Genomic DNA, 20,401 nt, shown 5'->3' with positions numbered 1-20,401 from the left:
TGGTGCCGGGGTCAGCGGTAGCGGACGTGGAAATGCTCCGTCGCGTGCCGGTCGAGGAAGTCGGTCTCGGCCCCGAGGTCGTCGGCCGTCACGTCCCACAGGGCGTCCATCAGGCAGATCCCCCGGTCGGACGACTCGAGTTCGGTTCCCTCCGCCACGTGGACCCGCAGAATCCGGGGCGGGCGGGTGGGCGGCTCGAAGCGGATCGCGTCGACGGTCCGCCCCTTCTCTCCGTACTTGCTGAGGAACACGGCCGCCCGGGTGGGCGCGCCGGTGCGCAGGGCCTCCAGCTGGGAGGCGCGGGTGAGCCGGTCGTGGAAGGCGTCCCGCTCCTCGTCGGGCAGCAGCAGGGACTCGGTCCACAGGTCGAGGAGGGACTGCCCGGTGACGGTCTGGACGCTGGCGTTGATGAGGCTGCCGCCCATCCGGGGGTTGATCTCGATGATCTCCCAGCGCTTCCTCGACTCCCAGTACTTGGCCTCGATGTGGAAGACGCCGGCGGTCGTCCCGTGCCCTGCCAGCGCGGCGAGGCAGCGGGCGACGTGATCGGCTCCCTCCAGGACGATCTCACCGGCGAGGCTGACGGGCGGGCTGACCGACATCCCCTCCAGGGTGGTCCGCTCCAGGCGTTCCACGCGGGCCTTCTCATGGACGCACAGGTGGTGGACCCGGCCGTCGAGGACGAACGTCTCGAAGCTGAACTCCGGTCCCTCGACATACTCCTCGACGAGGAAGTCGTACCGGTCCATGAAGATCGCCCTCATGGGCCGGTCGGCGCGCATCTGCTCCTGGAGGGCGGGCAGGTCGGCCAGGTCGTCGGCGTCCTCCAGGACGAAGGTCGCGAAGGACGAGGCACCGCGCACCGGCTTGACGAACCACTTCGCGGAAGGGTCGAGTTCGGGCGTCACACCGGGGGTGAGCCGGTGGAGCCGGACCTCGCTCAGCCCCTCCGCGAAGAGGTGGCGGCGCAGTTCGTACTTGTCGAGGCAGAGGCGCAACACGTCCTCGGCGGAGTCGTACGCGCCGAGCCGCTCGTTGAGCTCTGCCATCAGCAGCCGGTAGCCCTCGAAGGTGGCGAGAGCGGCCTCGACCCGGTAGCCCCGGTCGGCGAGTTCGCGAACGGCTTTCCCGAGGTCGCCGGAGCACAGTTCGGGTTCCTCGGTCACCACGCAGTCCGCCAGGTGGCGGCGGCTCGCGTCCAGGACGCCCGGCTTCACCGGCTGGGAACTGAGGGCGACCAGGGTCAGGCCGAGCCCGGCGGTGGCCGCGGCGATCTCCTCGGTGTACGACTTGCCCTGGTGCATGAGGAGCAGGATCGCTCTCTTCATCGGTGCATCTCCTCGGATTTCCGGGGCCGGCCTCAGCGCCGGCTGCCCGACAGCCGGTCCGCGGTCTCGCGCTGGTGGGCGCGCAGGATCTCGACGAGCCGGGCGGCGCCGCCCTCACGGACCGGGTCGACGACAGGCAGTCCGGTATCGGCCTCCAGCTTCTCGGCCTCGCGGCGGTAGTCCTCCTCGGAGAAGCCGAAGCTGTTGACGCTGACGGCGGCGGTCTTGGCGGGCCGTTCGAAGACGGAGAGCTCCTCGTTCATGCGGATGAGCTCGGGGATGGGGATGATGGGTGTCTCCCAGACCTTGGTGCGCTCGGCGCCGAGGCGGTGGCAGAAGACCAGAGCGTGCGGCAGGGCGCCGTGGAGGATGGCGAGGGCGACGCTGCTGAACCCGATGTGGTTGAGCGAGCCCTGGCCCTCGACGACGACCCATTCGTGGCCGGCCGCGGCCTCCATGACGACCTGCTCGACGGCACCGGCCATGAAGTCGCCGGGCACACCGTCCACCGCGATGCCATGGCCGGAGATCAGCATGCCGCTCTGACCGGTGGCGGCGAAGCCGGTGCTGATGCCGTTGCGGTTGGCCTCGTTCCAGATCTGCAGAGCGGCGGTCTTCTTGCCGATGTTGGAGTCGCTGCCGCACGTGTGGATGACCCACGTGTCCAGGTCCAGGACGCGGGCCCTGTTGAGCCGCACCGGCGGGGCGTCCTTGGTCTCCCAGACGGTGACGCCCTTCTCACGGACGGCACGGGCGATGTCCGGGTCGCCGACGAGGCGGTAGTGAATCGAGTTGATCAGGTGCAGGCCGTTCCCGACGGCCGCGAGGAGGTGCGGCTTCCAGGCGGACGGCAGGTCGGCGGAATGCAGACCCTTGCCGATGATCATGACCTCGGGGCCCAGGTGCAACGCCTGCTCGACACGGCTGACGATCGGGATCGGGCCGCCGTAGCCGAGGACGTCCTGAACGGTCTGGCCGGCCCTGCGGCTGTCGATCACGGCGACGCAGCGGTCCCCGTTGTAGCGGACCAGCGAGGCTGCGATCTTACTCGTGAAGAGTCCGAAGCACCCCTCTGCGAACAGTACGAACTTCTTGTCGACCAGCTCCGCATGGCTCAACTGATCCACGTCTTCCTCCACGGACTCGACGGTTCTACGGCCGATGGCACGAGATGGTTCGGACGGTCTACGGCACAGGCTCGGTCGTCAGGCGATACTCCGCACGCGCCTGGCGCACGGCTTCCTCGATCTCCTTCTGCGTGCCGCCGCGGAAAAGGAAGCGGCCGCCCTGGAGCGTGGCGTACGAGCCGGGCCGGGAGATCAGGACCTCACCCGCCCTCGGCACCAGCTCGCGGTACACATGAGGAACGCGGCCCAGGAGCGAGGTGGCGGCCGTGACCTTCCGGGGCAGCGGCTTGGGACCCTGGACGATGAGCCAGCCGCCGCTCGCCTCCGGATCGGGGGCCGGCAGGTCCACCGAGCGGCCCAGCAGCACGTCGACCCACAGCCGCCAGAGATTCACGCCGTGGACGTCGTTGATGACATAGGACACGTCGGCGCCCGGCACCCGGGCTCCGACCTCGAGGAACACCAGCTCGTCGCCGGTGTCGAAGAGTTCGAGGTGAAAAGCCGAGCTGCGCAGACCGAGCGCGGTCAGGCAGCGCACGGCGAAGTCCTCGCAGCGACCGCGCAGCCCGGGGTCCGTCTGGAAGACGGAACCGAGCGGTTCGCCCAGGACCTCGAAGTCCAGGCAGGTGGAGAGGTAGCGCGAGGTGCACAGGAACAGCGGTTCGCCCGAGGCGTCCAGGACGCCGTCGACGTGCAGGATCTCCCCCCGCACGAACTCCTCGATCTCGAGATCGTCCAGGCTCCGTTCGGCGCACAGGGCCCGCAGCTCCTCGGCCGAGGCGATCTCGCGCACACCCTGGCTGGACGCCCCTCGCACCGGCTTGACGATCACGGGGTAGCCGAACTCCTCGGCGGCCGCGAGGATCTGCTCCTCGGTGCGGCAGGACGCCCAGCGCGGCACTCGGAGACCGGCCCGCGACACCCTCTCCTTCATGACCGTCTTGTCCCTGAACCGGGAGGTCTCCTCGACGCTTGAACCCGGGATGCCGTACCGCTCCCGCAGGGTCGCCGCGAGATCGAGGAGCATCTCGGAGAAGCCGATGACGTGGTCGAACGGGCCTTCCTCGCGGACGATCGCGTCGACGACCTCCAGCACGCCGTCCAAGTCGCCGAAGTCCGCCACGACGTGGACCCGTTCGGCGTCGGCGGGCACTCCGCTGCGGCCGCCCTCGTCGCAGACGTACGTGACGTGGTCCCTCTCCCGGTCGAAGACCACCGCGGGAGCGGCGAGGCGGTTCTCCCAGCGCCGCTCGTCCTCGTACAGGGGCCAGCGGTTGAGGAACAGGATTGCGCTGGACATGGATGTCGTCCTCACGGTTCACAGGAAGCATGGACATGCCCGGCTCAAGGGCCGGTTGACGGCGGCGAACGGCGGGCCTTTCGGAACCGAAGGATGAACCCGAACCCGAATCCCGGGAACGGCCCTCAACGTGTTGATCGCGCTGCCACAGCCTCGCACGGGACCGGCCCGGCCAGAATAGGACCTAAGTCCCGCCCCCGACATTGCAGGCCCACAGGCCCACGCAGCCGGATTATTGCAGCCGTCCCGGCCAGGACGGAGGAGTGTGCGCGATCGCCGTTTTCGACAAGTGCTGACGCGGACACCCCGCAGAGCCTCCGGGCGCATTCGCCGCCGGTCGGTGCGCGGATGACGGACCGGCCGCCGGCCCGGTGATGCCGCTGGGCACCGACGGCGGTCCCGGACCTCGGTGGACGAGGATCTGCACCGTCTTGCACCGAAAGCGTCCTGGGCAGATCGACCTATTGCCCGCGCACCCCGCAGGACACAGAATTCCTGTCGTGCCCCCACCGCCGGAGGAGGCCCGTCGTGCGCGCCAGGAAGATTTTTCCCCGCTGCCGTCCCGATGCCGAAGCGCCCGGCGGCGGGATGACAGGTTCCAGCTCCGCGGATATCGCCGATACCGCGCACAGCGGGAACACGGCCCTGCAAGGGGGCTTCGAATCCGGACCGAATTTCGTGGGACAGGTGGTGATGCTGCCGTGACGGAGGGGACGGAGACCGTACGGCGGGCGAGCTCCAAGGAATTCCGGGCGGCGATGGCCCGGTTCGCGGCCGGGGTCGTGGTGGTGACGACCCTGGACGACGGTGGGCTGCCGCGCGGCTTCACGGCGAGTTCGTTCTGTTCGGTGTCGCTGGACCCGCCGCTGATCCTGGTCTGTCTGGCGAACTCGGCGGACTCCTTCGCGGCGTTCGACTCGTGCGGGCACTTCGCGGTAAGCGTTCTGGGCACCGAACACAGGCCACAGGCAGTACGGTTCGCGACGAAAGGCGCCGACAAGTTCGCGTCGGGCGGCCTGTCCCGCACACCCGGCGGACTGCCGGCCGTCGAGGGCGCGCTCGTCGAGCTGGACTGCGAGACGCACGCCAGGCACCCGGCCGGGGACCATACGATCCTGATCGGCCGGGTGTCGGACGCGCGTCTGGGGGAAGGCGCCGGAGCCCCCCTTATCTATCATGAGAAATCTTTTCGGTTCCTGGCCTGATCGAAGGCTGTGCCGCCCCACGGCATCGGGCCCATCGGGTCCGGTCGTTCCCACTCGCACGGACCGGATCAGAGAGCCCGAACCGCCTTACGCCGGTCACACCATGGGTACATGGACCTATTGCTCGCACGTCCTGCGGGACGCAGAATTCTGATCACCCCCTCAACCGCCGGCGGATAACCACCGTGCACGCCAGGAGAGTTTTCCGGACTGCCGCCCGATATCGAAGCGCCGGCCGGTGGGATGACATGCTCTCGCTCCACGGATATCGCCCGACCCCGGACGTCGGAGCGACATCGCCTGAAACACATCAGACAGCGAACGATGGGAAACGGGAGACACGAAGATGCTGCTGAAGGTTGATCCGGTCGATTCCTTTTCCGGAACTTTCCGCGTTCCCTCTTCGAAACCGGAGACGCAACGGGCAATTCTGACCGGCACACTGGCCGAGGGCACGTCACGCGTCTACAACGACCTCCGTTGCGATGAGACGGAGACGATGAAGAACGCCTGCCGTGCCTTCGGTGCCGAGATAACCGAGCACGACGGATTTCTGGAGATCCAGGGCATCGGAGGGACGCTCCCGAACATCCGGCGCGTCATCCAGTCCCGCGGCTCGGGTCTGGTGTTCCGCGTCGTGACGGCGCTGGCTTCCGCACTGCCGTCGCCGGTCGTGGTGACGGGCGACGCGACCCTGTGCAAGCGCGTGATGGAGCCCCTGCTTCAGGCGCTGCGCGAACTCGGCGCGGACATCGAGTCGATCATCAGCCAGGACAAGGCCCCGGTCGTCAACTGGGGACGCGGCCTGAAGGGCGGCACCTGCCGGCTGCCGGGCGACATCAGCTCGCAGTTCATCACCGCCATCCTGTTCGCCGCGCCGCTGGCCGACGGCCCGGTGGAGATCGAGGTGACGGGCGAGGTCTACTCCCAGTCGTACATCCGGCAGACGCTGGCGAGCCTGACCGACGCGGGTATCAAGGTGTCCGCGTCGGAGGACATGCGTCACTACCAGGTGGAGCCCTCCTCCTACCGGGCCCAGGACGTCACCGTACGCGAGGACTACACCTCGGCCTCGTACCTGCTGGCCGCCGCAGCGCTCTTCCCGGGCCGGACCGTCCTGACCGACGTGTACGGCGACAGCATGCAGGGCGAGTTCGCGATCGTCCCGATCCTGGAGCAGCTCGGGGTGAGTGTCACCTTCGACCGGGTCGCCTCGTCGCTCATCGTCGACAACCCTCCGGGCAGTCTGTGCGGCGACTTCGCGGTGAATGTACAGGACTGCCCCAACATCGTGCCGACGCTCGCGGCCCTCGGGGCGTACGTGCAGGGCAGCCTGCGGGTGACCGGCGGACGCCTCACCCGCTTCCACAAGGCGTCACGCATCGAGGCCATGGCCGCCGAACTGACCCGCGCGGGCGTGGACATCGAGGTCCTCTACGACGACGGGGTCTGCGACGGCTTCGTGGTCCGCGGCGCGCGGACGTACCCCGGCGGAGTGACGCTGTCCAGCTGGGGCGACCACCGCATCTTCATGTCGCTGTTCGTGGCCGGTCTGCGGATGCAGTCCGCCAACCGGTTCTCGGGCTTCGAGGACGTCCGGTTGTCCTTTCCCACCTTCATGGAGGAGTTCGCCGCGGCAGGGGTACGGACCACGGTCGTCGAGGAGGAGAACGCGCCCGCTGTGGCCGTCGGCTGACCCGGCCGCGGCAAGCCCGGCGGTGCGCCGCGCCGACCCCAACAGGTGGGCGGGGCGCACTGCCGACCGTGGCAGAGGTGCCGGGGCGCAGGGCAGAGGTGCCGGCGCGCGCGGGCCGGACCTCACGGCCGCGCGCCCCGTCGCGGCGCACGGCTTCCGGCGATCCGGATGAACGACAGCCCCGCACGACCGTCCGATTCCCCCCGTTCAGGAAGTTTCCCCGATGCCCTCTGCACCTGCTCCCCGGCTGCGCCTCGATGTCTCCCGGCTGCCTCGCTACGTCCCCGGCCGGGTCGCGCCCGGCGACTCGGTGGACAAGTTGTCATCGAACGAGAACCCCTACCCCCCGCTGCCGTCGGTCGTCGCCTCGATGCGCGAGGAGCTGGGACGCGTCAACCGCTATCCCGATTCGGGGAGCGGTGAACTGGTCACGGAGCTGTCCGCGGCCCTCGCGGTGCCCCCGGAGCACCTCGTGCCCGGCACCGGGTCCCTCGGTGTCACCAAGGGCCTGATGTCCGCCGCGGCCGGCGAAGGGGACGAAGTGCTCTTCGCCTGGCGCTCGTTCGAGGCGTACCCGATGCTCGTCTGGGCCACCGGGGCGACCTCCGTGCAGATTCCGCTGCGTGACGAGCGGCATGATCTGGAGGCCATGGCCGACGCGGTGACGGAACGCACTCGGATGATCATCGTGTGCAACCCCAACAATCCGACCGGCACGGCCGTGCACCGCGGTGAGCTCGAGCGCTTCCTGGACCGGGTGCCGGGCGACGTGCTGGTGGTGCTCGACGAGGCGTACCGCGAGTTCGTCGACGACACCGACGTACCCGACGGCATCGGGCTCTACCGCGACCGCCCCAACGTCGCCGTTCTGCGCACCTTCTCCAAGGCGTACGGGCTGGCACGACTGCGCGTCGGCTACGCGGTCGCGCATCCGCCGGTCGCGGCCGCGCTGCGGGCCTGCACCGTGCCGTTCGGCGTCAGCGGACTCGCCCAGGCCGCCGCGCGGGCCTCGTTGAGCGCGGGACCCGAACTGCTGGAACGGGTGCAGACCCTGGTGGCCGAGCGCACGCGGGTCGTCCGTGCGCTGCGGGCCGCGGGCTGGAACGTTCCCGACAGCCAGGCCAACTTCGTCTGGCTGCGCCTCGGTCCGCACACATCGGCGTTCACCGACGCGTGCGAGGCGGCGGGAGTCATGGTGCGCCCCTTCGGTGACGAGGGGGCACGGATCACCATCGGTACTCCCGAGCAGAACGACCGTCTGCTGAAGATCGCGGGCGACTGGCGGATGTGAGGTACCGCTGCCCCCCGTCGCAGCGGTACAGCGGCACGAGGCGGGTCGGACCTCTCGGCCGGCGATCCCGTGGACGGTGCCCGTGGACGGTGCGGGCCGGCAGCCGGTCCTCGTTCGGCAGAACACCGATGACGCTCATGCCGTGTTCCTCCTCGGGCTACCGTGAGGAGGACTCATGACACCGCGCGCCCCGTGTGCCCGCTCGAAGGACGTCGATGACCGAACACGGCCGGCCTGCCTCGGCCTTCGCCCGCGCCCAGGACGGCACCGTCCTGGCCTATCAGCACCACGGGGAGGGGCCGCCGCTGGTGCTGCTCGCCGGACAGGCGAACGACCACCACTGGTGGGACGGCGTGCGTGAGGACTTCCACACCGTGCGCTCCACCGTCACGCTGGACCTGCGCGGCACGGGCGACAGCGGCAAGCCGGAGGGGCCGTACTCCGTCCGGCAGTTCGCGGACGATGTCGTCGCGGTCCTGGACGCGCTCGGTATCGCGTGCGCCGATGTGTACGGCACCTCGATGGGCGGCCGGGTCGCGCAGTGGCTCGCGATCCGTCATCCGGAGCGGGTCCGCCGGCTGGTCCTGGGCTGCACCTCTCCGGGTGGTCCGCACGCCGTGGAACGCGACGCGTCGGTACGGCGGTCCCTCGCACAGCCGGACGCGGAGGCCGTGCGCCGGGTGCTGGCCGACCTGATGTACTCGCCCTCCTGGCGGGCCTCGCACCCCGGGCCTTACCGCACTCTCGGCGACCCGCGGATGCCCGCCCATGCACGTCGCGGCCACCTCGTCGCCAGTAATGAGCACGACGCGTGGAACGAACTGCCGGACGTCACGGCACCCACCCTGATCCTCCACGGCGACCAGGACCGGCTCACCCCGCCGGACAACCTCCGGCTGCTCGCCTCCCGTGTCCCCGGTGCCCGGACACACCTTTTCCCGGGCGCCCGGCACGCCTACTTCGAGGAGTGCCGGGACGAGGCCGGGCAGCTGGTGCGGAGGTTCCTCGTCGAGGAGCAACAACGGTGAGCGGCAGTGCGCTGCCGTCGATCAGCCCGTACGCCGAGGCTCGGGCCGTGGTTCCCGGCGTCGGCGACGCGACAGTTCCGTCTCGTCGGACCGGCCCGCGGACGGCGCGACCGCGGGAGTCAGCCGCGGGTCTCTCACGAAGTGAGACCGACGTACTGGGCATAGAGCGCGGCCTGGGTGCGGTGGGCGGCGCCGATCTTCAAGTACACGCTGCTGAGATGGTTCTTCACCGTCTTCTCGGATATGTCGAGTCTTCGAGCGATGACCCGATTGCTCAGCCCCCCGGCCAGCAGGCGGAGCACGCCCCGCTCACGTGCGGTGAGGGCGGGGCCGGCCGGCGCCGCACCCTTCACGGGGACGGGAGCGGACGCCGGAGCGGACGGAGCCGCTTCCCCGGGGTCGGCCAGGCCGGCGTGCCGGGCATAGAGCGCGGCCTGAGTGCGGTCGGTGGCGCCGATCTTCAGATATATGCTGCTGAGATGGTTTTTCACGGTCTTCTCGGATATGTCGAGTCTTCGAGCGATGAGCCGGTTGCTCAACCCCCGAACCAGTAGGCGGAGCACATCTAACTCCCGGCAGGTGAGTTTCGCGGCCAGCACTTCTTCCACGCTTTGCCTCCTCTTTTCTCAAACGACATGAGAAAAACATCCAAGGGTTTCATTCACACCGCACCCCGGCACTGGGCGGTGAGCACCGGCAGGCCACCTGGCGGGCGAGCGGCCACAGCAAGCGGCCCGGCGCCCCGCCCGGCCGCGGGGGGCCGAGCGGGGCGCAGGGCGCCGGAAGGGGTGGGGGGGAGGAGTGGGGGGAGGGGGCAGACGTGACGCGGCGCCGGGGATCCGAGCCGTGAAGCGCCAGGGAGCGTCAGCCGCGCAGTGCGAGGGCGGAACGGAAGGGCAGGCGGCCTCGAACCGGACAGGAAGGTGAAGGTCCTGGACAGTGGTGTCCACGACAGTCTTCCGCCGTTCGTCGGCCACGCCGTGGTGTCGACCGATCCGTGACCCTGCCGGGCAGATCGGCTTTCACTGCCGGAGCGATGGCTCCCAGGCGTGAAATATCATCACAAACGTGAGGGCTCAGCAGACACATGGAAGGTACATGTGAACGTGACGCCAACGCAATCCCCCTCCATGCGAACACACCGACTCGCTCGCAGACAGAAATGTCAATTCCGTAAAGAATCGGTGGCCCGGCCACAAAGCGACGCATTTGCGGCCAGGCTACAGGCTGGCGCAATCAATTGACCAGTGGTTCTCTGCTGAAATTCGACGTTCGTTCAAAGCCGCCGGCGCGCCTGTCATGGAGTCGGGGCCGCGGGACCGCCTTCGTCCAGGGGCCGGGTCGCATCCTGGTCTCGGCAGGTGTGCCGGAAGTATCGGAACATATGCCCCACATGCCGGCGAGTACGGCGGTCGCGCACAGCACGAGGACCTCGGCCGCGCCGGTGGCGACGGCCTTGTCGGCGGCCGGGCCGGCAGGCATGCCGAGGACGGCGGTACCGTCCGCCGGACGGTCGGGGTTGTCGTGGGCAGAGCCCGCGCTGCGGGGGAAGCGGCGGGACACGGCGGTGATCAGAGAGGGTGACATCCAGAAGCGGGTCGCTGTGATGTGGGGCCGGAGACCTCCGTCATCACGGACTGTTTCCCTCAGCCGATCACGTGCCCACACCCGACAGCCCCCGCGCACCTGGCACGCGGGGACATCGCAACACTCGGGAACGCACGAGCTCCGGAAGGTCCTGCACGTGTAATCGCCGCCCCTGTCGCTGTACTTGATGACGCCGTGCACGTCGCCGCCGCGGCACGGCTTGCCCTCGGTGGCGGGATCTCCGTCACGTCACCGCACCAGGGGACATCCGGAGCCTCGGAAGTGAACTCGTACCGGCCGAGGTACGGGATGACGGGTCTTCCGCCCCCGCGCCCTCACGGCCGTGTTCTTCGGGACCCGCCGACGCATTCACGCGGTCCGATGTGGGCACGCGGGTCGGCCTGTGTGCCGCCCGCGCCCGCCCACCTCATGGCCGATCCGCTGAAACCCGCCCGCGAGCAGCACGCTCAATTCACGCTACGGGGCGGCGGGGAGGCTGGAGGCGCCAGTCCTCACACCTTGTGCCCGGCGCGTTCGTGCCGGCGCAGCAGCGGCAGCACACGGGTGTAGAAGATCCGCATCTCGTCCCGCGTCGGCCAGCCGGAGAAAATGAACTCGCTGATCCCTGCCGCCTTGTACTCGTAGAGGTACGCCGCGACTTCCTCATAACTGCCCACCACGCAGAGGGCCGGCCCGCCGCGATACGCCACGGCGCCGGAGAACAGCATGGGAGAGATCCAGTCGGATTCCGCGGACTCGGCCAGCCGGAAGGAATTCTTCACCGCCTCGGAATCAGAGGACGCCACAGCATCTGCGATCCGTTTCCGGTGTTCTTCGTCGGGATCACCCATCATGGCAGCGAGATCCGCCAGCGCTTCCTCACGGCTTTCCCTCGCCAGCACATGCATACGAGTTCCCACCCGGCCGCCCTGCGTCAGGACGGACTTCGACGCCGCGGCCATTCCCTCGGGAGTGTCGCCATACCGCAGCCAGCAGTCCCCGTGGTCCACGGCGGTCTGTTGCGCCACCTCAGAGGCTCCGCTGATGTAGATCTCAGGGCGGCCTCCGCCCTTGTATCCCAGGCCGATCTGGGCGTCCTTGATGCGATAATGTTCGCCCTCGAAGGACAGCGGGGTCTCATTGCGCCAGAATCGGTGGAGAATGTCCAGGAACTCGTTGGAACGCGCATAGCGCTCGTCGTGGGCAAGAAAGTCGCCGTAGTAAGCCTGCTCGGCCGGGGAGGTACCGGCGACCAGGTTGAGGGACACCCGCCCGTCGGACATCCACGAGACCGTGTTGATCACCTGTGCGAAGAGCGTCGGCGAAAGCAGCCCGGGACGATAGGCGAGGATGAACTTGACACGTCGGGTCTCGCGGACCAGGGCGCCGAGCATCGGGAGCGGATCAGGCATATGAAAGCCGATCCCCATGAGGAGCGAATCCACACCCAAGCTGTCCGCTTCCTGTGCGAATTCGACGATCTCGCCGAATTCGAGCTGACCCACCTGGTATTTTCCCGATGCCTTCCGCTGCCCGCTGAGCGGCGAGTTCCAGTGCACTCTCAGCTCGTTCGCACCTGACTGCATTTCGCTTGATACGCCACTCACGACCAAGACCCCACTTTCCGATCGCTCGAAATCTGATGCCCGGGCCGCAGCGCGCGAGAATCATTCAGCCAGTGGAAAGAATCAGTCCTGGCGGATCCCCGGGCGGTTCCCCAATGCGTTGTTCGCGCTGCCTCAGACTCGCATGGTTCCGGCCCGGCCAGAATAGGACCTAGGTCCCGGCACCCCGGCACACGCAGGGCCGCCACAAGATCATTCGACTTTACGCTTCGTGAGGACCGACGGGCCGCGTCCAATTGGGGCGAGGCGCCGTTGCTCACCGACGGCGTCTCAAGTCCTGCATGAGTGACGGAACTTCAGAATATTCTGAGAGTGTGTCAGATCTGTTCCCGGTGGGCGTCCTCGCCGGGTGGAGAAGCACGCCTCGGCGGGTACGGCAGCCCTGGGTCGGCGACACGTTCCGGCCACACCCGCCTGTCAGGACACCTGGCCGAGGAAGCCGCCGCTGCCCGGAGGGGGACACGGGTATGCGGGACAGCCCTCGTGCGGAGGCCGCGCCGTCGACCGAGCGGGCCACCGGGAAAAAGGTACGGCGCTCAGGCCGGGGACAGCCGGCCGGTGGCCACCACCGATCCAGGTTGGTGGCCACCGCCGAGCCGGGCCGACCGGGCCGGAAGGCTCTACGGCCGGCGCCTGATCGCTTCGGCTAGGGCTTGTGCCCGCCCGCGCGCGAGCCGGAGTCCGCGGCGGCACCGCCGTCACGTTCCGTCTCCGGATCGGTCGGGAAGTCGACCTTGCCCATGTGCTTGCTCATGGACTTCATCAGACCCCACACCGCCAGAGCCATCACCGCGAAGACGATGAAACCGAGGACTCCGGGGGTGACCTTGTTCTCGTCGACCTCCTTGGCGAGGGGGACGAGGTGCGTCACTGCCAGGCTCACGCTTGCGCTCATGTCAGGCATTGTTCCGGACGCCCGCGAAGAGGTCGTGCTCGGGGAGGGTGGTATCGACGAGCGACTTCGCGAGCTCGTACTCCTCCGTCGGCCAGACCTCCTTCTGGAGCTCCATCGGGACCCGGAACCAGCCGCCCTCGGGGTCGATCTGCGTGGCGTGCGCGATCAGCGCCTTGTCGCGGATCTCGAAGAAGTCGGCGCACGGGACGTACGTCGTCAGCGTCCGCTCGGCGCGCTGGATGTCCTTCCAGCGCTCGAGCCAGTCCCCGTAGGGCGACTCGAGGCCGCGCTCCAGGAGCGCGTCGTGCAGCGCCTGGGTGCGGGGGCGGTTGAAGCCCTGGTTGTAGTACAGCTTGTGCGGCTGGTGCGCGTCGCCGAACTCGGTCTCCGGGTACTTCTCGGTGTCCGCCGCGCCCTCGAACGCCACCATGGAGATCTTGTGGGTCATGATGTGGTCGGGGTGCGGATAGCCGCCGTTCTCGTCGTAGGTCGTGATCACGTGCGGCCGGAAGGCGCGGATCCTCCGGACCAGCTCACCGGCGGCCTTGTCGACGTCCTCGAGGGCGAAGCAGCCCTCCGGCAGCGGCGGCAGCGGGTCGCCCTCGGGCAGACCGGAGTCGACGAAGCCGAGCCACTCCTGGCGCACGCCGAGGATCTCCCGCGCTTCGTCCATCTCCTTCCTGCGTACCTCGTGGATGTTCTCCTCGACGTACGCGTCGCCCTGGAGCTTGGGGTTGAGGATGGAGCCGCGCTCGCCGCCCGTGCAGGTCACGACCAGCACGTCCACCCCCTCTGACACGTACTTCGCCATGGTCGCCGCGCCCTTGCTCGACTCGTCGTCGGGGTGGGCGTGGACGGCCATCAGTCGCAGCTGGTCGGTCAAGACTCAATCCTCAGCAGGTCGGCGCCCCGGATGGAACGGGTGCGGTTCAACTCGGTACGGAATCGGACGGCATCGACAGGGAGCCCGTCCGGTGCGGACACCGGCGAGGGGCAGGGTCCGGTCGCCGGAGGGCGGCTTCTATAGTGACCGAATCGGGGGGCGAATAATTCCGGGGCCCGCCCCGCACCGCCCCGGGACGCCCCGCACGGGACCGCGGTCCCGCCCCGGCCGAGAGGACGATCATGAGCACGGCGAGCACGCAGCTGCCCGAGGGCCGGTACGGACGCTCCTCGGACGAGCGTGCCGACCGCAGGCTCAGAACGGCGGCGATCACGCTGGGCGCCGTCCTCACGGTGGTCGTCGGCTGGCTCGGCTACCACTATGTCGCCGGGAACACGATCAGCGCCCAGGTGGTCGCCTTCAGCGTCTCGGACGACGCGGTCAAGGTGCATCTGGAGGTCCACAAGGACGCCGGCGCCGAGGGCTACTGCACGCTCCGCTCACAGAACGCGGACGCCGCCGAGGTGGGCCGCGCGGACTTCCGCTTCTCGGGGAGCGCCACCCGGATCGACAAGGTCGTCACCCTGCGCACGACCTCCCGGGGCTCCACGGCCGAGCTGCTGGGCTGCCACTCCGGCTGACGGGGCCGGGGCGGCCGAGCGGGGCCGGACACCGGTCCGGCCGGGCCGCCCGGACCGCACGTGACCCGGATTACGTGGGCACTGGCCTGCGCCGATGCGAATGTGGTGCCATATGTCCTCCCTCTTTGGCGCATGAATTGTTAGGCTCGTGGTTTCGCCCATCCAGGGAGGAACATTCTTCTTGGTAGGGCGATGCTTTGTATTCCCAGTACCTACGAGGAGCACCTGTGACCCAGACCAGCGAGAACGTCACCTGGCTGACCCAGGAGGCGTACAACCAGCTCAGGGCCGAGCTGGACTACCTGTCTGGTCCCGCCCGCACGGAGATCGCCGCCAAGATCGCCGCCGCGCGCGAGGAGGGCGACCTGCGGGAGAACGGCGGGTACCACGCGGCCAAGGAGGAGCAGGGCAAGCAGGAGCTCCGTGTGCGCCAGCTGACCCAGCTCCTGGCGAACGCCAAGGTCGGCGAGGCCCTGGCGTCCGCGGACGGTGCTGTCGCGCCCGGCATGGTCGTGACGATCGCCTTCGACGGCGACGAGGACGACACGCTGACCTTCCTGCTCGCCTCCCGCGAGTACGCGAGCTCGGACGTCGAGACGTACTCCCCGCAGTCCCCGCTGGGTTCCGGGGTGATCGGCCACAAGGTCGGCGAGAACGCGGAGTACGAGCTGCCGAACGGCAAGAAGGCCTCGGTGAAGATCCTGAAGGCCGAGCCCCACTCGGGCTGAGCCCGATCCTTCCGGCACACCCCCGGCGCCGGCGCCGGGGGTGTCGTCATGCCCGGCACGTCAGACCCGGCACGTCAGACGGTGGCCGAGCGGTACTTGCGCACCGCGAGCGTCCGGAACACGAGGATGATCAGGGCCGAGTAGATCAGGGAGGCCCAGACAGGGTGGACCATGGGCCAGGCGCCGGACTGGGAGACACCCGGGTCGCCGAAGAGCCGGCGGCACGCCTGCACGGTCGCGCTGAACGGATTCCACTCGGCGACGGGGCGCAGCCAGGAGGTCATCTGACTGGAGTCCACGAACGCGTTCGAGATGAACGTGACCGGAAACAGCCAGATCAGGCCTCCTGAGGTCGCCGCCTCCGGCGTACGCACGGACAGGCCGATCAGGGCGCCGATCCAGGTGAAGGCGTACCCCAGCAGCAGAAGCAGGGCGAAGCCGGCCAGGATCTTCCCGATGTCGGTGGGCTCCGCGGAGCCGGGGCGCCAGCCCACGAGCAGTGCGACGACCGCCAGGACGAGCAGCGTCAGGGCTGTCTGCACCAGATCCGCGACCGTGCGGCCGGTCAGCACGGCCCCGCGCGCCATGGGAAGCGAGCGGAACCGGTCGATGAGTCCCTTGTGCATGTCGTCGGCGATACCGGCACCCGCCCCCGCGGTGGCGAACGTGACGGTCTGGGCGAAGATGCCGGCCATCAGGAAGTTCTTGTAGACGTCCGGGTCGGTGCTGCTGCCGATCTTCATCGACCCGCCGAAGACGTAGGTGAAGAGGACGACGAACATCACCGGCTGGACCAGCCCGAACAGCACCATTTCGGGAATCCGGGTCATGCGGATCAGATTCCTGCGGGCGATGACCAGGGAATCGCTCACGGAGCTCACTTCGCGGCCTCCTTCTTGTTTCCGTTCCGCCCGGCCCCGGTACCCGTACCGGTCCCGGCCTGCACGTTCCCGGCCTCCGCGTTCCCGACTTCCGCCAGGTGACCTGTCAGGGAGATGAAGACGTCGTCGAGGGTGGGGCGGCGCAGACCGACGTCATCCATCTCGATGCCGCGGGTGTCGAGTTCGCGGATGACCTCGGCAAGGAGTTTGGGTCCACCGGTGACGGGGACGGTGAGCCTGCGCGTGTGGTCCTCGACGGTCACCTCGCCCTTGCCGAAGCCGCGCAGCACCTCGGCGGCGTCCGGTATCCGGTCGCGTTCGTGCACGACCACTTCGACCCGCTCCCCGCCGGTGCGGGCCTTGAGCTGGTCCGAGGTGCCCTTGGCGATCACCCGGCCGTGGTCGACGACCGCGATGTCATGGGCGAGATGGTCGGCCTCCTCCAGATACTGCGTGGTCAGCAGCAGCGTCGTCCCGCCGGACACCAGCTGTTTGATGACCTCCCACAGCTGCTGGCGGTTACGGGGGTCGAGGCCGGTGGTCGGCTCGTCCATGAACATCACCGGCGGCTGGACGACCAGGGCCGCGGCGAGGTCGAGCCGGCGGCGCATGCCTCCGGAGTAGGTCTTGGCGGGGCGGTCGGCGGCGTCGGTGAGATGGAACTGCTCCAGCAGTTCCACCGCGCGCTTCTTCGCAGCCGGTGCCCGCAGCTGGTAGAGCCGGCCGACCATCTGGAGGTTCTCCCGGCCGGTGAGGTATTCGTCGACCGCGGCGAACTGGCCGGACAGGCCGATGGAGCGGCGCACGGTGTCGGGGTGCCGCAGCACGTCGACACCCGCGACGATCGCGGTGCCGCGGTCCGGGCGCAGCAGTGTCGTCAGACAGCGCACGGCTGTCGTCTTGCCCGCGCCGTTCGGCCCGAGCAGGCCCAGGACGGTTCCCTCGGGGACATCGAGGTCGACGCCGTCCAGTGCTTTTACGTCACCGAAGGTCTTCACCAGGCCTTCGGCGTAGATGGCGCCCGGCATATGAGTCTCCACGTCTTTGGGGTGCTCCGAAAAGGTTAGATATGCACGCTCCGTTCCGCCTGCCCTTTTCCTGATGCGAGAGCACGCCGGTCACGCGAATGACCGCACGAAGGAGCCGCGACACTCACCATAACGCGATGTATCGCGTCTCTCAATACAGAAGTCCCGGGCTTACCCGAACGAGTGACTGAAGAGGCGTCAGATCCCCTGCCGCCCCACCGGTCTACCGCCCCGCCGCCCTGCCGCCCTGCCGACCGCCTCAGTCGATGACGGTGTACCCCGAGTCCCGCAGCGCCCGGCCGACCTCGGCGCAGTGCACCGGGCCCTTGGTCTCCAGATGCAGTTCGACCTCGACCTCCGTGAGCCCGAGCCGCGGGTCGGTCCGTACATGGCTCACGTCGAGAACATTGGCATCCACCACTGACAGCACCCCCAGCAGCGTCGCGAGGGCACCGGGGCGATCGGTCAGCCGCAGCCGTACGGCCAGGTAGCGGCCCTGCGCGGCCATGCCGTGCATCAGCACCCGCTGCAGCAGCACCGGGTCGACGTTGCCGCCGGACAGCACCGCGACGACCGGCCCCTCGAAACTGTCGGGCCGGCTCAGCAGCGCCGCGACCGGACTCGCCCCGGCCGGTTCGACCACCAGCTTGGCCCGCTCCAGACACAGCAGCAGCGCCGCGGACAGCTCGCTCTCGGTCACCGTGCGGACCTCGTCGACCAGCTCGCGCACGATCTGGAACGGCACGTCACCGGGCCGCCCCACCTTGATGCCGTCGGCCATCGTCGTGGGGTTCCCGATCGCCACGGGATGCCCGGCCGCCAGCGACGGCGGATAGGCCGCCGCTCCCTCCGCCTGCACTCCGACGATCCGTACGTCGGGCCGCAGCGTCTTCACGGCGACCGCGATCCCGGCCGCCAGCCCGCCCCCGCCGATCCCCACGACGATCGTGCCCACCTCCGGGCACTGCTCCAGGATCTCCAGGCCGACCGTGCCCTGCCCCGCGATGACGTCCGGGTGGTCGAAGGGGTGGATGAACACCGCGCCCGTCCGGGCCGCGTACTCCTGTGCGGCGGCCAGCGTCTCGTCGACCACCTGGCCCTCCAGGCGCACCTCGGCGCCGTACTCCCGCGTGGCGCTGATCTTCGGCAGCGGGGCGCCCTTCGGCATGAACACCGTCGAACGCACCCCGAGCAGCGACGACGCCAGCGCGACGCCCTGCGCGTGGTTGCCCGCGCTCGCGGCCACGACGCCCGCGGCCCGTTCCTCCGGAAGCAGCCCGGCGATGCGCACGTACGCGCCGCGCAGCTTGAAGGATCCCGTCCGCTGGAGGTTCTCGCACTTGAGGTGGACCGGGGTCCCCGCCAGCCCGGACAGCTGCCTGCTGCCCTCCATCGAGGTCACCCGTGCCACGCCCGCGAGCATCTTGCGGGCACCCCGCACGTCGTCGAGGGTGACGGAACGCAAGTAGTCAGCCGTGCTGTCATGCATGACTCCAGCATCGCAGTTCACAGGACGGGACGCGCCCGTGATCAACGTCCGGGACGGGTTTGCCCGGCCCCCGTACGGCCCGCCCCCCGGCCGCGTACTCTGTCCCCCATCCCAGCGCCTCCTCCATGAAGCGAGCCTCCGGCCATGCCCACAACACCTGAAATGTCGATGGACATGTCGACCGGCGGTGACACCGGTCTCCTCGACACGTTGCAGCACGAGGTGGCGGTGTTCGCCCGCCGTGCCGAACAGACCCGGCTCGGCGGCGTCGGGCAGGTGCGCAACTCCATGGACCGTGCGGCGTATCTGCTGCTCAACCGGCTCGACGCGGAAGGCCCGATGGGCGTCAAGGCGCTCGCGTCGAGCATGGGCATCGACTCGTCGACGGTGACCCGGCAGGTGGCCCCGCTCGTCGACACCGGACTCGTCAAGCGCACCTCGCACCCCGAGGACGGGCGCGCCGTGGTGCTCCGGCTGTCCCCGCGCGGGCAGCTGCGGCTGGAGGAAGTGCGCTCGTCCAGGCGGCAGTTGATGGCCGAACTCACCCACGACTGGGCCCCGGGGGAACGCGAGACGTTCTGTGCCCTCCTGACCCGCTTCAACACCGCGCTCTCCGCGCGCATGTCACCCCAGGACACGCCCGGCGACAGCACCCAGGGCACACCGGGTGTGTCGGGCGTGTCGGGGCGCGGAACCCCTGAGGCCCCCGAGACGGCGTAGACCTCGCAGCCCTCGCAGACCGGCTGACCCGGCGCCACGGCCGGCCCCCACGGCATCCGGCTCCTCCCCTCCCCTCCCCTCCCCTCCGCTCCTCCCGCCCTCCCACTTGTCGCCCGGCTCTTGACCGCAAGGCCGCGGTCGGCCTCATATGAGAGGGGATCGGGCCGGCAGCCGGGCGGGGAGGGCGGGAGGCGCGATGGGAGAACGGCACGTGTCCCGCGGGACCCGTCGCAGCCGGGAGTTCGAGGCGTTCGTCGCCGGGGCCGCGGGGCGGCTGCTTCAGTCCGCCACCCTGCTCACCGCCGAGGCGCCGGACGACAACCCGCGCGCGTGCCGGCTGCTGACCGTCGCCCTCGCGCACACCTACGCCCGCTGGGACGGCCTGCGCGGCGAGGACCCGTACGACGCGGCACGCCAGGAACTCGCCGCACGCTATGCCCACGGGGCGTGGTGCCGTGGGCGGGTCCGCGGCCGTGCCGCCGGGCTGCTGGCGCCCCTCACCCCGCAGGAGCGCCTGGTCGTCGTCCTGAGGCTGTACGAGGGTGTCGGCGAGGAGCAGGTCGCGGCGCAGCTCGGTCTGCCCACGGAACGGATCCGTCTGATCTGCGACCGGGCCACCGCCCTGCTGCTGCATCCGCGGCGCCCCCGACCGGCGGCACCGGCGCCCGGGGCGGCGGGCGCGGAGGTGGCGGCGTCGTGAACCGGGCCCAGCGCGAGGCGCGCGTACGGCAGCTCATGGAGGGCTCGGTGTCCCGGGTGCCGCCGGACCTGTACGCGCAGGCCGTACGGCGCGGGACGCGCCTGCTGCGCCGCCGGACGGCGGGCCGCCGTCTGCTGTGGCTGCTGCTGTTCGCGGCGGCGGTGGCGTTCACCGGGTGGGCGGTCGTGGTCCATCCGTGGGCGGAGCCGCCGTCACCGACGGCTCCGCCGCTGACCGGCTGGTGAGTGA

The 20,401-nt window shown here is 69.4% G+C and carries 20 protein-coding genes; 10 read left to right on the top strand and 10 right to left on the bottom strand.

All coding sequences use genetic code 11. The features are described 5' to 3' along the window. Positions 1 to 11: 11 nt before the first annotated feature. Genes ABZ862_RS05120 through ABZ862_RS05110 form a run of 3 tightly spaced genes read right to left on the bottom strand, consistent with a single transcriptional unit; the run spans position 12 to position 3,755 of the window. Positions 12 to 1,328 (bottom strand): ATP-grasp domain-containing protein, encoded by a 1,317-nt coding sequence (locus ABZ862_RS05120; protein ID WP_360952410.1) that lies wholly within the window; start codon positions 1,326 to 1,328, stop codon positions 12 to 14. Between the two features lie 32 nt (positions 1,329 to 1,360). After that, on the bottom strand, positions 1,361 to 2,455 hold the full coding sequence (locus ABZ862_RS05115; RefSeq protein ID WP_360952407.1) for a DUF1611 domain-containing protein: 1,095 nt from the start codon (positions 2,453 to 2,455) through the stop codon (positions 1,361 to 1,363). A gap of 58 nt (positions 2,456 to 2,513) precedes the next feature. After that, positions 2,514 to 3,755, bottom strand: a complete 1,242-nt coding sequence (locus tag ABZ862_RS05110; RefSeq protein ID WP_360952404.1) for an ATP-grasp domain-containing protein — start codon at positions 3,753 to 3,755, stop codon at positions 2,514 to 2,516. A gap of 528 nt (positions 3,756 to 4,283) precedes the next feature. Between ABZ862_RS05110 and ABZ862_RS05105 the strand changes: the two genes are divergently transcribed. From ABZ862_RS05105 to ABZ862_RS05085, 5 genes are all read left to right on the top strand, one after another. Continuing rightward, the gene (locus ABZ862_RS05105) at positions 4,284 to 4,460 is read left to right on the top strand and encodes a hypothetical protein (RefSeq protein ID WP_360952401.1); all 177 of its coding nucleotides are present in this window, start codon (positions 4,284 to 4,286) and stop codon (positions 4,458 to 4,460) included. Positions 4,461 to 4,513: 53 nt separating this feature from the next. After that, positions 4,514 to 4,960, top strand: coding sequence for a flavin reductase family protein (locus tag ABZ862_RS05100; protein ID WP_360952398.1), 447 nt, complete (start codon positions 4,514 to 4,516; stop codon positions 4,958 to 4,960). Between the two features lie 346 nt (positions 4,961 to 5,306). After that, positions 5,307 to 6,656: a 3-phosphoshikimate 1-carboxyvinyltransferase gene (gene aroA / locus ABZ862_RS05095; RefSeq protein WP_360952395.1), complete on the top strand. Its 1,350-nt coding sequence runs from the start codon at positions 5,307 to 5,309 to the stop codon at positions 6,654 to 6,656. 223 nt (positions 6,657 to 6,879) lie between these two features. Further along, entirely contained in the window at positions 6,880 to 7,947 is a 1,068-nt protein-coding gene (gene hisC, locus ABZ862_RS05090) for a histidinol-phosphate transaminase (RefSeq protein WP_360952392.1), read from the top strand. A gap of 215 nt (positions 7,948 to 8,162) precedes the next feature. Further along, a complete protein-coding gene (locus ABZ862_RS05085) occupies positions 8,163 to 8,975 on the top strand; it encodes an alpha/beta fold hydrolase (protein ID WP_360952389.1) in 813 nt (270 codons plus the stop codon). A gap of 134 nt (positions 8,976 to 9,109) precedes the next feature. Here ABZ862_RS05085 and ABZ862_RS05080 read toward each other — a convergent pair whose 3' ends face one another. From ABZ862_RS05080 to mca, 4 genes are all read right to left on the bottom strand, one after another. Next, entirely contained in the window at positions 9,110 to 9,583 is a 474-nt protein-coding gene (locus ABZ862_RS05080) for a LuxR C-terminal-related transcriptional regulator (protein WP_360952386.1), read from the bottom strand. A 1,491-nt stretch (positions 9,584 to 11,074) separates the two neighbouring features. After that, a complete protein-coding gene (locus ABZ862_RS05075) occupies positions 11,075 to 12,067 on the bottom strand; it encodes an LLM class flavin-dependent oxidoreductase (protein WP_360952383.1) in 993 nt (330 codons plus the stop codon). 766 nt (positions 12,068 to 12,833) lie between these two features. Further along, the gene (locus ABZ862_RS05070; protein ID WP_360952380.1) at positions 12,834 to 13,091 is read right to left on the bottom strand and encodes a hypothetical protein; all 258 of its coding nucleotides are present in this window, start codon (positions 13,089 to 13,091) and stop codon (positions 12,834 to 12,836) included. Continuing rightward, entirely contained in the window at positions 13,084 to 13,965 is an 882-nt protein-coding gene (gene mca, locus ABZ862_RS05065) for a mycothiol conjugate amidase Mca (protein WP_360952377.1), read from the bottom strand. Before mca ends, ABZ862_RS05070 begins: the two co-directional genes overlap by 8 nt. Before the next feature lie 242 nt (positions 13,966 to 14,207). Between mca and ABZ862_RS05060 the strand changes: the two genes are divergently transcribed. Both ABZ862_RS05060 and greA read left to right on the top strand, forming a co-directional pair. Continuing rightward, the gene (locus ABZ862_RS05060) at positions 14,208 to 14,606 is read left to right on the top strand and encodes a DUF4307 domain-containing protein (RefSeq protein ID WP_360952374.1); all 399 of its coding nucleotides are present in this window, start codon (positions 14,208 to 14,210) and stop codon (positions 14,604 to 14,606) included. 227 nt (positions 14,607 to 14,833) lie between these two features. Beyond that, positions 14,834 to 15,334, top strand: a complete 501-nt coding sequence (gene greA, locus ABZ862_RS05055) for a transcription elongation factor GreA (RefSeq protein ID WP_360952371.1) — start codon at positions 14,834 to 14,836, stop codon at positions 15,332 to 15,334. Between the two features lie 74 nt (positions 15,335 to 15,408). Here greA and ABZ862_RS05050 read toward each other — a convergent pair whose 3' ends face one another. From ABZ862_RS05050 to ilvA, 3 genes are all read right to left on the bottom strand, one after another. Continuing rightward, positions 15,409 to 16,215: an ABC transporter permease gene (locus tag ABZ862_RS05050; RefSeq protein ID WP_360952368.1), complete on the bottom strand. Its 807-nt coding sequence runs from the start codon at positions 16,213 to 16,215 to the stop codon at positions 15,409 to 15,411. Beyond that, positions 16,212 to 17,243 (bottom strand): ATP-binding cassette domain-containing protein, encoded by a 1,032-nt coding sequence (locus ABZ862_RS05045; RefSeq protein ID WP_360952365.1) that lies wholly within the window; start codon positions 17,241 to 17,243, stop codon positions 16,212 to 16,214. The genes ABZ862_RS05050 and ABZ862_RS05045 overlap by 4 nt, the downstream gene beginning before the upstream one ends. A gap of 259 nt (positions 17,244 to 17,502) precedes the next feature. Beyond that, entirely contained in the window at positions 17,503 to 18,732 is a 1,230-nt protein-coding gene (ilvA, locus tag ABZ862_RS05040; protein ID WP_360952362.1) for a threonine ammonia-lyase, read from the bottom strand. Positions 18,733 to 18,894: 162 nt separating this feature from the next. Here ilvA and ABZ862_RS05035 point away from each other — a divergent pair, with 162 nt between their 5' ends. From ABZ862_RS05035 to ABZ862_RS05025, 3 genes are all read left to right on the top strand, one after another. Continuing rightward, the gene (locus ABZ862_RS05035; protein ID WP_360953098.1) at positions 18,895 to 19,452 is read left to right on the top strand and encodes a MarR family transcriptional regulator; all 558 of its coding nucleotides are present in this window, start codon (positions 18,895 to 18,897) and stop codon (positions 19,450 to 19,452) included. 196 nt (positions 19,453 to 19,648) lie between these two features. Further along, positions 19,649 to 20,152 (top strand): sigma factor-like helix-turn-helix DNA-binding protein, encoded by a 504-nt coding sequence (locus ABZ862_RS05030; protein WP_360952359.1) that lies wholly within the window; start codon positions 19,649 to 19,651, stop codon positions 20,150 to 20,152. Further along, a complete protein-coding gene (locus ABZ862_RS05025) occupies positions 20,149 to 20,397 on the top strand; it encodes a hypothetical protein (RefSeq protein WP_360952356.1) in 249 nt (82 codons plus the stop codon). The genes ABZ862_RS05030 and ABZ862_RS05025 overlap by 4 nt, the downstream gene beginning before the upstream one ends. Positions 20,398 to 20,401 lie beyond the last annotated feature (4 nt).

The sequence above is a fragment of the Streptomyces sp. NPDC047000 genome (assembly GCF_040644295.1).
Lineage (GTDB): Bacteria > Actinomycetota > Actinomycetes > Streptomycetales > Streptomycetaceae > Streptomyces.
Note: the sequence above shows the minus strand (reverse complement) of the source record. Positions and strands in the feature narration are given on the sequence as shown.